General features: G+C 56.1%; 14 protein-coding genes and 1 pseudogene. 12 read left to right on the forward strand and 3 right to left on the reverse strand.

The annotated features are described in order from the left end of the window. Positions 1 to 410: 410 nt before the first annotated feature. The 8 genes and pseudogenes from pstS to ACVWZJ_RS06470 all read left to right on the forward strand — a co-directional run. Complete coding sequence (pstS, locus tag ACVWZJ_RS06435) at positions 411 to 1487, forward strand: phosphate ABC transporter substrate-binding protein PstS (protein WP_011432708.1); 1077 nt, start codon at positions 411 to 413, stop codon at positions 1485 to 1487. Between the two features lie 33 nt (positions 1488 to 1520). Beyond that, positions 1521 to 2489: a phosphate ABC transporter permease subunit PstC gene (gene pstC / locus ACVWZJ_RS06440; RefSeq protein WP_011432707.1), complete on the forward strand. Its 969-nt coding sequence runs from the start codon at positions 1521 to 1523 to the stop codon at positions 2487 to 2489. A 6-nt stretch (positions 2490 to 2495) separates the two neighbouring features. Further along, complete coding sequence (gene pstA, locus ACVWZJ_RS06445; protein WP_011432706.1) at positions 2496 to 3386, forward strand: phosphate ABC transporter permease PstA; 891 nt, start codon at positions 2496 to 2498, stop codon at positions 3384 to 3386. An 82-nt stretch (positions 3387 to 3468) separates the two neighbouring features. Then, positions 3469 to 4296, forward strand: a complete 828-nt coding sequence (gene pstB, locus ACVWZJ_RS06450; protein WP_011432705.1) for a phosphate ABC transporter ATP-binding protein PstB — start codon at positions 3469 to 3471, stop codon at positions 4294 to 4296. Positions 4297 to 4391: 95 nt separating this feature from the next. After that, positions 4392 to 5219 (forward strand): TlyA family RNA methyltransferase, encoded by an 828-nt coding sequence (locus ACVWZJ_RS06455; protein ID WP_011432704.1) that lies wholly within the window; start codon positions 4392 to 4394, stop codon positions 5217 to 5219. Between the two features lie 43 nt (positions 5220 to 5262). Then, positions 5263 to 5688: a hypothetical protein gene (locus ACVWZJ_RS06460; protein WP_011432703.1), complete on the forward strand. Its 426-nt coding sequence runs from the start codon at positions 5263 to 5265 to the stop codon at positions 5686 to 5688. A gap of 354 nt (positions 5689 to 6042) precedes the next feature. Next, positions 6043 to 6219, forward strand: coding sequence for a hypothetical protein (locus tag ACVWZJ_RS06465; protein ID WP_187147266.1), 177 nt, complete (start codon positions 6043 to 6045; stop codon positions 6217 to 6219). A 112-nt stretch (positions 6220 to 6331) separates the two neighbouring features. Next, positions 6332 to 6433, forward strand: a pseudogene (locus ACVWZJ_RS06470) (copper amine oxidase); the annotation flags it as partial. A gap of 123 nt (positions 6434 to 6556) precedes the next feature. On the opposite strand, the gene sat reads toward ACVWZJ_RS06470, so the two are convergent. The 3 genes from sat to ACVWZJ_RS06485 all read right to left on the reverse strand — a co-directional run bounded on the left by sat (position 6557) and on the right by ACVWZJ_RS06485 (position 9202). Then, complete coding sequence (gene sat / locus ACVWZJ_RS06475) at positions 6557 to 7747, reverse strand: sulfate adenylyltransferase (protein WP_011432701.1); 1191 nt, start codon at positions 7745 to 7747, stop codon at positions 6557 to 6559. A gap of 166 nt (positions 7748 to 7913) precedes the next feature. Next, positions 7914 to 8279: a hypothetical protein gene (locus ACVWZJ_RS06480; protein ID WP_011432700.1), complete on the reverse strand. Its 366-nt coding sequence runs from the start codon at positions 8277 to 8279 to the stop codon at positions 7914 to 7916. Between the two features lie 140 nt (positions 8280 to 8419). Then, positions 8420 to 9202 (reverse strand): ParA family protein, encoded by a 783-nt coding sequence (locus ACVWZJ_RS06485; RefSeq protein WP_011432699.1) that lies wholly within the window; start codon positions 9200 to 9202, stop codon positions 8420 to 8422. 131 nt (positions 9203 to 9333) lie between these two features. Here ACVWZJ_RS06485 and ACVWZJ_RS06490 point away from each other — a divergent pair, with 131 nt between their 5' ends. From ACVWZJ_RS06490 to ACVWZJ_RS06505, 4 genes are all read left to right on the forward strand, one after another. Then, the gene (locus ACVWZJ_RS06490) at positions 9334 to 10620 is read left to right on the forward strand and encodes a glucose-1-phosphate adenylyltransferase (RefSeq protein ID WP_457395401.1); all 1287 of its coding nucleotides are present in this window, start codon (positions 9334 to 9336) and stop codon (positions 10618 to 10620) included. Between the two features lie 122 nt (positions 10621 to 10742). Beyond that, positions 10743 to 12515, forward strand: a complete 1773-nt coding sequence (locus tag ACVWZJ_RS06495) for an ABC1 kinase family protein (protein ID WP_457395404.1) — start codon at positions 10743 to 10745, stop codon at positions 12513 to 12515. A 48-nt stretch (positions 12516 to 12563) separates the two neighbouring features. Further along, positions 12564 to 12932 (forward strand): hypothetical protein, encoded by a 369-nt coding sequence (locus ACVWZJ_RS06500; protein WP_457395407.1) that lies wholly within the window; start codon positions 12564 to 12566, stop codon positions 12930 to 12932. 178 nt (positions 12933 to 13110) lie between these two features. Further along, the gene (locus tag ACVWZJ_RS06505) at positions 13111 to 13440 is read left to right on the forward strand and encodes a YggT family protein (protein WP_414343744.1); all 330 of its coding nucleotides are present in this window, start codon (positions 13111 to 13113) and stop codon (positions 13438 to 13440) included. Positions 13441 to 13500 lie beyond the last annotated feature (60 nt).

Below are 13500 nucleotides of genomic sequence, written 5' to 3' on the forward strand. Positions count from 1 at the left end.
TTTGTTTCAGGAAATACTTAGCAGAGGGTATAGAGTGGCTGACACCAAAGGGGATCCCTTGAGGGGTTTGCAACATTTGGCGGATATCCCCAAGGATAACCTGGGCTTAACCTCGATTTAACCAAAAACAACTGACCTTTACGTTATAGTAGCTGGACGAATTGGTGAAGTCTTCGATGGAGCGTTCCGTGGGAAACCTTGCGTGCTCGGAGGGAGCCTTGGGGCGCTGCGATCGGTTGAAGGCTTGTTGAGGATCGCAGGGTTAGCTTGAGGGTTGCCTCCAAGCTTCCAGGCGGTAGTGGCATACCCAGCCCGACGAGTTTTGATTGGGTTGGGTAAGGTTCTCGAGTGAAGTAGCCTTTTTTAGATCTGGGCTAGGATTTTATCTTCATCTGGGAGAGGAGATCTGTATGGTGACGTTGCACCCCTTGGAGCGTCGTTCTTTCCTGAAGTTTCTATCTGCCACTGTTGCCGGCTTTGCGGCCAGTCAGACGAATTGGCAGCGGGTGTTTGCTCGGCAGACCATCACCATCAATGGCGCTGGGGCGACCTTCCCGGCCCCCATCTATCAAACTTGGGCCCAAGAGTTTGGCAAGAAAAACCCTAACATCCAGGTCAACTATCAGTCTGTAGGAAGCGGTGCGGGTCGTCGGCAGTTTGTAGCCCGCACGGTCGATTTCGGTGCCAGTGACAGCGTGCCCCGTCCTGAAGAGATCAACCAAATTGAGAATGAGGCTAACCCTCCCAAAGGGATGGTTTCTGTACCCATGGTGGGCGGAGCGTTAGTTGCAGCGTACAACATTCCTGGGGTGGGCCCCGAAATCCGCCTTTCCCGCCTGGCACTGGCGAATATCTTCCTGGGCAAGATCAAGAACTGGAACGATCCCCTGCTGGCTGGCCTTAACCCACAGGTGACTTTCCCGAATTTGCCGATTACCGTCGTGCATCGCTCTGATGGAAGTGGTACCACCGATATCTTCACCACTCACCTCAACGCTATTAGCCCAGAGTGGAAGCAAAAGGTGGGTCGCGGCTCTTCGGTAAACTGGCCAACCGGCGTAGGGGCGCGTGGGAACGAAGGGGTTTCCGAGCAGATCAAGCAAATTCCTGGCTCGATTGGCTACGTGGAATTCGGCTTTGCCAAGCTCAACAACCTGAACATTGCCCGTCTGGAAAACCGGGCAGGCAAGTTTGTAACTCCCAACGTCGAGACGGAGAAAGCGGCGCTGGCCAGAATTCAGCTCGACGAGCGTTTGCTGGGGGTCGATCCGGATCCTAGTGGGGAAGACTCTTACCCTATTGCAGGCTACACCTGGATCCTTGCCTACAAGGTTTACCCCAAAGCCGAGACTTCCAAGGCCGTTAGAGAGTTTCTCCGCTACGGCCTCACTGAGGGGCAGGCTTTCGCTGAGCAGTTGGGATATGTCCCTCTGCCGGAAGAAACGCGGCAAAAAGCTCTGGCTGCGCTGGAAGGCATTACCCCGTAAAAACTCTTACCAACCACTTCTGGCTTCAGGCGGATGAATACCTTTTTTTCTGACAGCAGTTCTATGTTTCGGCCTCGGCCGGTTTTCCAGCGCCGGCGCGACCAGGTTTTTATCTGGGCTACGCGGATTGCCGTGTTTTTCTCGGCCTTCCTGCTGCTCTGGATTGCTCTGGAGATCGGCATTCAGTCTTTACCTGCTATAGACAGGTTTGGACTAAGCTTTTTCTGGAACACCACCTGGGATCCGGTCGAGGATATCTATGGGGCCTGGCCACAGATCTACGGCACGCTAGTGACTTCTCTCATCGCTCTGATTGTGGGGGTTCCTTTTAGCTTTGGCATCTCTATTTTTCTGAGCGAGGATTTTCTTCCGAAGTCCTTGCGTCTGGCTCTGATCATTGTGGTTGAGCTGTTGGCGGCTATTCCCAGTGTGGTGTTCGGCATTTGGGGATTGTTTGTCTTCATCCCCTTCTTCCGCCCCGTTCAGATGTTCCTGTACGAGAACTTCAATTGGCTTCCCATTTTCGGCACACCACCGATTGGGCCGGGGATGCTGACGGCAGGGGTTGTCTTGGGGATCATGATCATCCCCATCATCACGGCCATCGCCAGAGAGGTTTTGGTGGCTGTTCCTCCTGAGCTGCGCGCGGCTGCCTATGCGATGGGGGCTACGCGATGGGAAGCCATTTTTGGAGTGGTACTACCGGCTGCGATTGGGGGTATGTTGGGGGCTGTGGTGCTGGGTTTGGGACGCGCCCTGGGCGAGACCATGGCGGTGGCAATGCTGATTGGCAATGCGCGGGGGATTAGAGTCTCGCTTTTGGCCCCTGCCAGCAACATCCCTGCATTGCTGGCCAGCGAGTTTGCAGAAGCAGCCGACGAGCAGATCTCGGCTCTGATGTATGCGGCTTTGATCTTGCTGGTCATTACGCTGGTGGTCAACATCATCGCTGAGCTATTGGTTCGGCGCGTCAAGTTTGCTTTGACAGCTTCTCGGGAGTAGAGGAACATGGCGACACAAGTGGCAGCACAGGCCAATTTGTTCAAACGCAAAGTCAGATCCAAGCGCGTCGTGCTGGACTGGGTGATGACAGGCCTGATCTTTGCTTCCAGCATTTTTGCGATTGTTGTGCTCGCTTCCATCCTTTACTATGTTTTCGTCAATGGCATTGAGCGCTTCAATTGGCAGACCTTAACCCAGCTTCCTCCTCCTCCTGGCGATCAGGTAGGCGGCTTTGGCAACGCTGTGCTGGGAACGATCATTGTGGTATCGATTGCCATTACAATCACTTTCCCTATTGGTCTATTTGCTGCGATCTATCTCTCGGAGTTCGGCCAGAACAGTTCTACAGCATCATCTCTGCGTTTCATTATCAAAGTGCTGACGGGGGTTCCTTCCATCATCGCTGGCGTGTTCGCCTATGGGGTGCTGGTGCTTTCCACCAAGACCTTTTCTGCCCTTTCTGGCGGAGTAGCTCTATCGGTATTGACTTTGCCGATCATCATCCTCTCCTGCGAGGAGGCTCTGCGCTTGGTGCCGGCGGACACTCGGGCTGCCGCCTACGCCTTGGGAGCTTCGCGGGTGCAGACTGTGTTTCGGGTCGTTTTGCCAGCTGCTTTGCCGGTCGTTCTGACGGGAGTGACCTTGGCCATTGCCCGAGCAGCTGGGGAGACTGCACCTCTAATTTTTACTGCTCTGTTCAGCTTTCTATGGCCTGATGGTCTGCTGAAGCCAGTAGCCTCGTTGGCGGTGCTGATCTACAACTTTGCCATTGTTCCCTTCGAGAACCAGCAGAAAATTGCTTGGGGAGGAGCCTTGGCTTTGGTGATTCTGGTTTTGATCACCACGATCAGTTTCCGGCTGCTGCTGAGTCGTCGTCAGGAAACCATTACTATCTGATCTGGTTCTTCTGAGATTTTTGCCTCACTATTCTTCGATTTTGAGTTTGGGTTCTGAAGCAACGTCTACCTCTGGTATTCCTATGCGCCCTCCATTTCCCGGCACTCCTGATTCCTCTAAGAAGTCTGCCAACTTAACTGTTAAGCTGGAAACGCAAGCAGTCAGTGTTTACTACGGCTCTCATTTGGCGGTGAAGCAGGTTTCTCTGAAGATTCCCAAGAATCACATCACTGCTTTTATTGGCCCTTCCGGCTGCGGCAAGAGTACTTTGCTGCGCTGCTTTAACCGCATGAACGATCTGATCCCGGGGGCGAGAGTAGAGGGATCCGTAATTTTTCACGGGAAAAACATCTACGATCCCGATGTAGATCCTGCTGAAGTGCGGCGGCGAGTTGGCCTGGTGTTCCAAAAGCCCAACCCCTTCCCGAAGTCCATCTACGACAACATTGCCTTTGGGCCACGGGTCAACGGCTACCAAGGAGACTTGGATGAGCTGGTAGAGCGCGCATTGCGTCAGGCCGTCCTCTGGGACGAGGTGAAAGACAAGTTGAAGACGAGCGGCCTCTCCCTTTCGGGGGGACAGCAGCAGCGCCTCTGCATTGCCCGCACCTTGGCCATCCAACCAGAGGTGATCCTGATGGACGAGCCCTGTGCCTCGTTGGATCCAATCTCCACGTTGCGCATTGAGGAGTTGCTCAAGGAACTGGGCCGTCGCTACACGATCATTATCGTTACCCACAACATGCAGCAGGCAGCGCGGGTCTCCGACTTTACCGCCTTCTTCAACACTGAAGTCGACGAAGAGGGGTTTCGCTACGGACGGCTAGTGGAGTTTAACCGCACTGAGAAAATCTTTAACTCTCCCGCCCATCGGGAAACGGAAGAGTACGTGAGCGGACGGTTCGGCTAATCTGCTGTTGGCGATCCCTCAATTCTGGTCAGTTGGGATCCCGCTCGCCTATTCTAATGGGCGGGAAGATCTATGCAAGGTGAGGCACCGGCGAGATGGCCAAGCGGGTGCGTCTGGATAGCTGGTTGGTGGAGCGCGGATATTTTTCCTCACGCCAGCAAGCGCAACGCTCCATTTTGGCAGGAGAAGTCTTTCTAAATGGGGTGCGGGCGGAAAAGCCTGGAACCTGGGTGAGCGGGGATCCAGCGGTGCAAGTCCAGTCTGGGCCTGCTTTTGTCTCACGGGGGGGAGAAAAGCTACAGGGGGCGCTGCAAACTTTTCCTGTTCAGGTGCAGGGTCGTATTTGTTTGGATGCGGGCATTTCCACAGGAGGTTTTACAGACTGCTTGTTGAAACGGGGAGCCCAGCGGGTCTACGGAGTGGATGTGGGCTATGGGCAACTGGCCTGGTCTTTGCGAACGGATGCGCGGGTGATCCTAAAGGAGCGGGCCAACTTGCGCCATCTGCAGCCGGAGGATCTGTACGGAAGCGAGGCACCTCCCCAGAGCTGGCCGGATTTGGCGGTGGTAGACCTGTCTTTTATTTCCCTGACTAAGGTGCTAGCTCCGCTGTGGAACCTATTGCGTTTCCCACGGGAGGCGCTGTTGCTGGTGAAGCCCCAGTTTGAGGCGGGCCGAGACCAGGTGGGTAAAAAGGGGGTGGTACGGGATCCGGTTGTCCATGCCCGCGTGCTGGAGACGGTGATGCGCTCGGCCGTGGCCCAGGGTTGGCAGGTGCAAGGCTACACGTGGTCGCCCATCACTGGCCCTGCCGGCAATATCGAGTACTGGCTCTGGCTGGCCGAAGGAGAAGGGATCCCTCTCCCCAGCGGCAGTGCGCTACAACAGATGAGCGAGCAGGCGAGAGCGACTTTACATGCATAGATCGTCGATTTTGTCAATAAGCTAATGTGCTGGGTTGGGGGAGATGAGCCAAAAAATTGAAGAATTGTTTCAGGAAGGGATTCGGCGCTATGAATCCGGGGAAGCAGCCAAGACGTTAATTCCCTCTTTTGAGTCGATCTGTAAGGGATCCCCAAAGGCGGCGGCGGCTTGGACGTGCTTGTCCTGGCTCTACCTTCTGGAGGGGCAGGCGGAAAAAGCTCTGAAGGCCGCCCAGACTGCTGTGAAGTTGGATCCGGTGGATGCCCAGCCCCGTGTGAATCTGACCCTAGCCATGCTGGAGCTGAAAAAAACCGGGGTACGCCAGCAGGTGGAGGCCATTAAGCAAATCTTGGCACGGGATCCCGAGCAGATTGAGGGTGTCAAATCCAACCTGCAAGAGGGAGGGAACCGCCGTCCTGCTTGGCCCCACTTGAGCAAGATTTACAACTGGCTCTTTGAAGAAGATTAAGTGACCCTATTCCTGGTTTTGCAACAAGACTTTAGGAAAATCTAGAGCTTTTTATTTTAATCTACAACTCTTAGCGATGTTCTCATGGAGTTGGTGCTAAACTTCTTGTACCCAATAGCAACATGGGATCCATTTATCGATAGAGGTTAGCTCTCGTCGCTTCTCTTCCCCGGCCTCAGTTGATTGATGAGATTGAACTCCGGGCTGGCGCGAGATGCTTAGCTCGGCGGTGGCTGCACTTCATTATATTGCAGTGGTGTTGCACTGCCGCCGCTTCCACAGCCACTGAATCGAGTCCCGTTTTCCAACCTCACTTTTTTGACCCCTTTGACTGCAGATGGGAGGAACTTTAAGATGAACTGTCAGACCGTTTGGGTTAAGAGCGATACCCGAAACCACCAAGGCTATTTCATTCCCCAGTGTGAGTATACTTTGGTCGAGGCCGACCAAAACGGCTGGGCGCTGATCTGTGCGGACAATGCCCGCTGCTATTATGTGGATCCCGAACAACTCTGGTTTGAGGCGGGATGAGAACTGTTGCTGCCTATTCAGGGCTGCTTGACTTCGAGGGAGTTCTGTAGAAACGCGGGCTCCCCATCATACATCCTCCCCATGCCGTTGGGCAGGGGTTTTTTCATGGGATGAGGATTGGCCCGTCATGCCTGTACACAGAACGGGCTTTAGGCTGGTACCTTGGGGCTTCTTCGACCGCAACCCGACAATCAATCTAGCGGAGCCGGCCTAATACTCGACTGGAATCTGGTTCAAGTTCAACTTTCAATACAACTTTTTTCAATACAACTTTCAATACAGAGGGTCTGGTCTGTCCCAGGCCCTTTTTGACTGCCACTTAGGGAGATTCCCAGGGTTAACCCCGCTCTCGCATGGCTTCGGCCAGCAGCCGGGCCACTTCTGGTCGAGAAAACTCCGGCGGGGGCACTTCACCGCGGCGCAGCATTTCCCGCACCTTGGTACCTGAGAGGTGAATGCGCTGGTGAGGCTGGCTGGGGCTGGTCTTGGCCGTGGCCATGGTGCCGGTGACGGTGCAATAGAAAGCATGTTCAAACTTCAAGGGAATGATGCCCAGCTCCCCCGGCTGGAACTCATCGAAAATGTGTTGGGCATCGTAGGTACCGTAGTAGTTCCCCACCCCGGCGTGATCCCGCCCCACAATGAAATGGGTACAGCCATAGTTTTTGCGAATGAGAGCATGGAAAATAGCCTCGCGGGGGCCGGCGTAGCGCATCGACGCAGGATTGATGGCCAAGATCACCCGCTCCTTGGGGTAGTACTTTTCGATCAACACCTCGTAGCAGCGCATACGCACATCGGCGGGAATGTCGTCGCTTTTGGTAGCCCCCACCAGCGGGTGCAAAAATAGCCCGTCCACAATCTCCAAGGCACATTTTTGGATGTATTCATGGGCGCGGTGGATGGGGTTGCGGGTTTGGAAGCCTACAATGGTTCTCCAGCCTCTTTCCCGAAACAGTTGCCGCGATTGGGCCGGGTCAATCTGGTAGGCCGGAAAAAGAGGGTGGGGATCCCGCTGCAGGAGGGTGACGGGGCCGGCCAAATAGACGGATCCCTGCTCGTAGAGCACCTTTACCCCTGGATGTTGCTCATCGGTGGTGCGATAAACTTGCCGGGCTTCGTATGTTTTATCGTAGGTGAACTTCTCGGTCAGCTCCAGTAAGCCCAGGATCTTGCCCTCGGCACTGGCCAAGGCGATCATTTGCCCCTCTTTCAGACCCGCTGCCACTTCTGAGGAGACCGGCAGGGTGACCGGCAGCGACCAAGCCAAGCCATTGGCCAGGTGCATTGTTTCCAGAACGGCCTGGTAATCTTCCCGCCCCATAAACCCCGTTAGCGGGCTGAAGCCCCCAATGGCGATCATCTCCAGATCCGATTGGGCCCGCTCGTCGAGATAGAGGATGGGGCAATGTTCGGCTTTGGAACGCAGCTCCTGCGCCTGCTCAGGCGGGGCAATGCAGTTGATCAGGGTGCCCCCGTGGGGCGGAATGGTATCACCAGCAGGGAGAGTCGATTGAGATTGGCTCATGAGAAGGGCAGCGAGAACGACGGTTGTCCAAATCCAATATCCAGCTATCGAATCCCGGATCTCCAGGAAGCAGGGAAAAAAGCACAGGTCGGGCTGAAAACAGGAGGGAGCAGAACAGGTGGAGACCCCATCCAAATCACGCCCTCAGGGATCCCTTCCATCCCGGTCAATCCAACAAATAGGGGGGCATGCTTTCATCGGTGGCCGATACGTTGTCGAAGATGGGCCGATTCATAATCTTCTTTTGCGCGTGCAGAGGTGAGGATTGGGGTTTGGGCTGAATGGGGGCTTGTCCTCTGGGGTTCTGTAACTCCTGGATGGTTTTGGCCCGCTCGTCCGCAACCGCTTGCAACTGCGCCAGCGCCTTTTGCAATTCGTCCCGATGGGCAGTAACCTGCTGCAATTGAGCTTGCAGGGCAGAGACTTTGTTTTGGTAGTCTTGCAAGAGTTGTTGAGCTTCGGCCAGTTGGCTTTTGAGGGCTTCCATTTCCGGCGATTCTGGGGTTGGTTCTGGGGGAGACTGAGAAGACATCGTTGTCGGCTCCTCGCCTGTGGGAGTAGACTCTGCGGAGGTGGGCTCTGAACTGGTTTTAGCACCGGCCTTGCGCCGAATTCCGCCGGAGCGGCGGGAAATTTCCCCCGACGAAGGAAAGAGGCTGCGGTCAGATCCAGTCACAAGAGCACCTCGCGTTCAACAAACTGCAGCAGCCGCTGACACACCGCCGACCCAGGCCGATAGTCCATCACCGTCAAGCCGTAGTCAAAGGCGATGCGCAAATCGCTGCTATCTGGAATGGTAACGGGTGAAAGCACATCCGCAAAAATCTGTTGCGCTTGCACGTACAATTGCCCGGTGTGGGATCCCGACCAAATGCCCCCCGGCAGATAGCGGTCGTCCAGCATCGTCAAAACGGCGCGGGCGTGGCTGAGCTGGCCTTTCAGGGCCTCAATGTAGCGCAAGGTCACTTCCGTGCAGGAGAAATCGGCGCGGTTGAGCCGCGTCGGGATCAGTACCCGCTGGGCCACCCGCAGGGCATTGGCGGTGAGGGCATTCAGTTCTCCCGGCGTATCGAGAAAGATGAAGTCGTAGTCCGGCAGCAAGGGATCCAGTTGGCGCTGCAATAGATTCTGCCCCATCTCTCCAGCAGCAGCCAGTTGGGCCGCCACTTCCGCCATGGTGCTGTGGGAGGGCGCCACATCCACTCCCTTGTCCGTGCAGTAGATCACCTCTTCCAGAGGACGTTGGTGTTGCGGGTGTAAGCTGGCCCAAACCGTTTCCGGTGCCGGCAAGGATCCGGCCCCTTCCAGGTAAAGGTTGCTGGCGGTGGCCTGGGACGTGAGATCGATGAGCAAAACTCGGTATCCCCGTTGGGCCGTCAACTGAGCCGCGTGGACGCAGAGGGTGGACTTGCCAGTGCCCCCTTTGTTGTTGGTAAAGGCCAGGATACGCGCCATCAGCTCTCCCTGCATTCTGTCTTGCCAACTTGTTCCCCTTCCCGAGCAGCTTGGCCAGATTGAACAGGACAGTCGTTGAGGTGGCCCCGCAGCAGTCTATGCTATTGGGTGTAGCCTGGTGGAGGACAACCATGCGCGATGTACTGGCGATCATCTTGGGAGGTGGGCGTGGCACCCGACTTTATCCCCTGACCAAGCGCCGCGCCAAACCCGCTGTGCCCCTGGCCGGCAAATACCGCCTCATCGACATCCCGGTCAGCAACTGCATCAACTCCGACATCGAAAAAATCTACGTCCTCACCCAGTTCAACTCTGCCTCTCTGAACCGCCACATCGTCAACACCTACCGCTTGTCCCCCTTCACAGGCGGCTTTGTGGACGTTTTGGCGGCCCAACAAACCCCTGACAATCCCGATTGGTTCCAAGGCACCGCCGATGCTGTCCGCCAATACCTCTGGCTGATGGACTCCTGGAAGCCGCGGGACTTCCTCATCCTATCTGGGGATCACCTCTACCGCATGGACTACCGCCCCTTCATCCACCATCACCGGCAGGTGGGAGCCGATGTGACGCTGGCGGTGCTCCCCTGTGAAGAAAAAGTGGCCTCGGGTTTTGGCTTGCTCAAGCTTGGCGAGAACGGTCGCATTGTGGATTTCAAGGAAAAGCCAACAGGAGATCTGCTGAAAGCCTGCCAGGTGGACACCCAAGCCCTCGGCCTCAGCCCGGAAGAAGCCAAAGCCAAGCCCTACATCGCCTCCATGGGCATCTATGTATTCAAGCGAGAAGCTCTGATCGAGATGCTCAAAGTCAAGGAGCACACCGACTTTGGCAAAGAGGTGCTGCCGGCAGCCATCGGCAAGTACCATCTGCAAGCCTACCTCTTCAAGGGTTACTGGGAAGACATCGGCACCATCGAGGCTTTTTACCGGGCCAACCTGGCACTGGTGCAGCAGCCCAACCCGCCCTTCAGCTTCTTCGACAGCGAAATGCCCATCTACACCCGCCCGCGCTTTTTGCCCCCCAACAAGATCCTCGACTCCCACATCGTCAACTCCATAATCGCCGACGGCTGCATCATCAAAAATGCCCAAATCCGCAATTCCATCATCGGCATTCGCAGTCGCTTGGAGGCCAACACCATCGTGGAAAACACCCTGGTGATGGGGGCGGATTACTACGAGTCGGCAGAAGAGCGGCAGGCCAGGCTAGAGGAAGGGATCCCACCGGTGGGCATCGGGGCCAACTCCCACATTGTCAACGCCATCGTGGATAAGAATGCCCGCATTGGGCGCAATGTCCGCATCCTCAACAAGGATCACGTCACCGAAGCGCAGCGGGAAGAGGAAGGGATCTGGATCAGCAACGGCATCGTCACCATCATCAAAGACTCGGTGATCCCGGACAACACCATCATTTGAGGGGGGAGACAGGCTGGCTCTGGCCGAGAATGGGGCCGGGTGAGGCACAGAAACAGTGAGGCTTTTTCTGTTAAGATGGATACCAAGAGCTTCAAAACAAAAGACTGTGAGATCGCTGGAGTGTGTTTAGTAGAACTTCGCCCATTGCTGCTTTGGAAGTTTACGATCCGCAATTGATCTGCCGCTATTACCGCTGGCGCCTGCCCCAAGTGATCGGTCGGGCGCTGGCCATTCTCTGGCCTTTCTTGTGGTTTGTCCTCTGTTTGCGCTGGGATCAACTGTGGGGACACACTGATCGCAATGTGGGACGGCGCTCAGTGCAGTTGCGAAAGCTGCTCACCGACCTGGGGCCAACGTTCATCAAGGTGGGTCAGGCCCTCTCCACCCGCCCCGATCTGGTGCGCAAAGACTACCTAGAAGAACTCACCCAACTGCAAGATCAACTGCCGCCATTTCCTTCCGAGCAAGCATTTGCCCGCATCGAATCCGAGTTGGGCCGTCCGATTGCCGAGATCTTTGCCCAGATCTCTCCAGAGCCGGTGGCTGCTGCCAGTTTGGGCCAGGTTTACAAAGCGCAGTTGCACAGCGGCGAATGGGTGGCGGTGAAGGTGCAGCGACCCCATCTGCGAGAGCAGTTGAGCCTGGATCTGTACCTGATTCGCTGGGCCTCGACATGGCTGGGCCCCTGGCTGCCCTTGAACCTGGGCAGTACTTTGACGGCGGTGGTGGATGAGTTTGGCCGCAAGCTTTTTGAAGAGATCGACTACCTGCACGAAGGGCGAAACTGCGAGCGCTTCGCCGAATACTTCCGCGACGATCCGGATGTGTACGTGCCGCGCATCTTCTGGGCTTACAGCACCCGCCGGGTTCTGACCCTGGAGTGGATCGACGGCATCAAGCTGACGGATGTGGAGCGCATTCGAGCAGCCAACCTGGAAGTGAAACAATTGGTGCGCATCGGGGTGGTTGCTGCCCTCAAGCAATTGCTGGAATACGGCTTTTTCCACGCGGATCCCCACCCAGGTAACTTGTTCGCCCTCACCGATGGCCGTATGGCCTACATCGATTTCGGCATGATGGATCAGCTCACCGAGGAAATGAAGGAGTACTTGGTGGATGCTCTGGTTCACCTGGTGGATCGCGACTACAACGCCCTGATCGATGACTTTATTCATCTGGGCTTTTTGCAGTCGGATGTCGGCCGCCAAGAGCTGATCCCCGCCTTGGAAAAGGTGCTGGCAGACGTGCTGACCCAAGAGGTGGTCAACTTTAACTTCAAAACGGCCACAGATCAGTTCTCCGACTTGATGTACCGCTACCCCTTTCAGGTGCCCTCCCACTTTGCTCTGGTGATCCGCTCTTTGGTGACCCAAGAGGGAGTAGCCCTCAGCCTCTATCCCCAGTTCCGCATCGTCGGTGTGGCCTATCCCTATGTGGCCAAGCGCCTGCTGACGGATGAATCGCCGCGTATTCGCCAACGGCTGCTGCAAGTGTTGATCAAGGATGGTAAGTTCCGCTGGAACCGCCTGGAGAACCTGATTCAAATTGCCCGCAGCGATGGGGGATTGGATTGGTTACCCACCGCCCAAACGGGTTTGCGCTACCTGATGTCGGAAGAGGCCCGCGATCTGCGTCGCCAGTTGGTGCTTTCCCTCACAGAAGATGATCGCCTTCACTTTGAGGAGCTGCAGCGTTTGTGGCAGTTGCTCAGCCCTGAACTTTCCCCAGCTTACCTTTGGCAGGCGACGCTGAGATCCCTACCCTCGACCGGCGATCTGCAACACACGCTTGCCGAGTTCAGGGATCAGGTGCAAGCCCATCTGGAACATCTCAGCCGCTGGCGGCTACCTCAACCTTGGTCGGATTTGCTGGCAGGAGTGGGACAGGAAAGGTAGAACGGAAGAAGATGACTCAAGTTTATTGTTATTGAGCTGGACAAAAGCGTGGCAGATCAGAAAGGTGACTTCATTGCGGGTGTAGTGACTGGCGCCCTGTTGGGAGGGATCATCGGCGGGGTCATTGGGTTTGTGCTTGCCCCTCGACTCAGAAAGGGATCCGCCGAAGGCCAACGCCGGGATCCGGATCGTCTCAACGGCACCTCCGCAACCCCTGAACGACCGCGCCTCAGTGCTTCAGGTGAGCCCGCCATGTCCAGCGACTGGAAGAAGTGGGAAAATGAGGCAGAACGAATTGCCCAAGCCCGCCGCACTCTAGAGGCCAAGATTGCCGAGTTAAACGAGGCGATCCAGGCCACCCGGGCTCAGTTGCTTGTCAAGGAAGTGCCTGCCCCTGCTGCTGAGGAAAACTCTTGAGCTTGAGCGGGAAGAAGGAACCTCAGGGGTCTCCCGCCCATGTCAAACTAGAGGCGGCAATGGCTTTCTGCCTTGCATCTTTGGATGGGTTGCCATCGGATGTGAGGTTTGCCTCTGCTGACGGCGTTTGGTCTGTCTGACTGATCTGTGTTTTGTTCATTCCCTTCTCTGAACCGCTATGATGCTTAGCCACTTGTTGTCTCCTCTCGCTTGGGTGGACGGCCTCTCTCTGGGGTTGGTCTACGGCACTGCCGGGTCGTTGCTGTTCCGCTCCCTTTACCAGTTCATCGTCATTTACAATGCTCTGCTGATCGTGCGGATTTTGCTGAGCTGGTTCCCGCAACTGAACTGGTCTAACCCCATCCTGTCGGTGCTCAGCCAACTCACCGATCCCTATCTCAACCTGTTCCGCGGCATCATCCCCCCCATTGGCGGCTTGGACTTTTCCCCCTGGTTGGCCTTCATTTTGCTCAGCTTTGCCATGCAGGTGGTGGGCCAGTTTGCCTAGCCGCTGTAGCACTGGATTCCTCCTGAGGGGCTCGGATCCCCTTAAGATTGGGAGTCACTT

It is taken from the genome of Thermostichus sp. OS-CIW-29, from assembly GCF_054058195.1.

Coding starts and splice junctions, on each gene's coding strand:
- pstS (WP_011432708.1), top strand. CDS start 411: ATGGTGACGTTGCACCCCTTGGAGCGTCGTTCTTTCCTGAAGTTTCTA.
- pstC (WP_011432707.1), top strand. CDS start 1,521: ATGAATACCTTTTTTTCTGACAGCAGTTCTATGTTTCGGCCTCGGCCG.
- pstA (WP_011432706.1), top strand. CDS start 2,496: ATGGCGACACAAGTGGCAGCACAGGCCAATTTGTTCAAACGCAAAGTC.
- pstB (WP_011432705.1), top strand. CDS start 3,469: ATGCGCCCTCCATTTCCCGGCACTCCTGATTCCTCTAAGAAGTCTGCC.
- ACVWZJ_RS06455 (WP_011432704.1), top strand. CDS start 4,392: ATGGCCAAGCGGGTGCGTCTGGATAGCTGGTTGGTGGAGCGCGGATAT.
- ACVWZJ_RS06460 (WP_011432703.1), top strand. CDS start 5,263: ATGAGCCAAAAAATTGAAGAATTGTTTCAGGAAGGGATTCGGCGCTAT.
- ACVWZJ_RS06465 (WP_187147266.1), top strand. CDS start 6,043: ATGAACTGTCAGACCGTTTGGGTTAAGAGCGATACCCGAAACCACCAA.
- sat (WP_011432701.1), bottom strand. CDS start 7,747: ATGAGCCAATCTCAATCGACTCTCCCTGCTGGTGATACCATTCCGCCC.
- ACVWZJ_RS06480 (WP_011432700.1), bottom strand. CDS start 8,279: ATGTCTTCTCAGTCTCCCCCAGAACCAACCCCAGAATCGCCGGAAATG.
- ACVWZJ_RS06485 (WP_011432699.1), bottom strand. CDS start 9,202: ATGGCGCGTATCCTGGCCTTTACCAACAACAAAGGGGGCACTGGCAAG.
- ACVWZJ_RS06490 (WP_457395401.1), top strand. CDS start 9,334: ATGCGCGATGTACTGGCGATCATCTTGGGAGGTGGGCGTGGCACCCGA.
- ACVWZJ_RS06505 (WP_414343744.1), top strand. CDS start 13,111: ATGATGCTTAGCCACTTGTTGTCTCCTCTCGCTTGGGTGGACGGCCTC.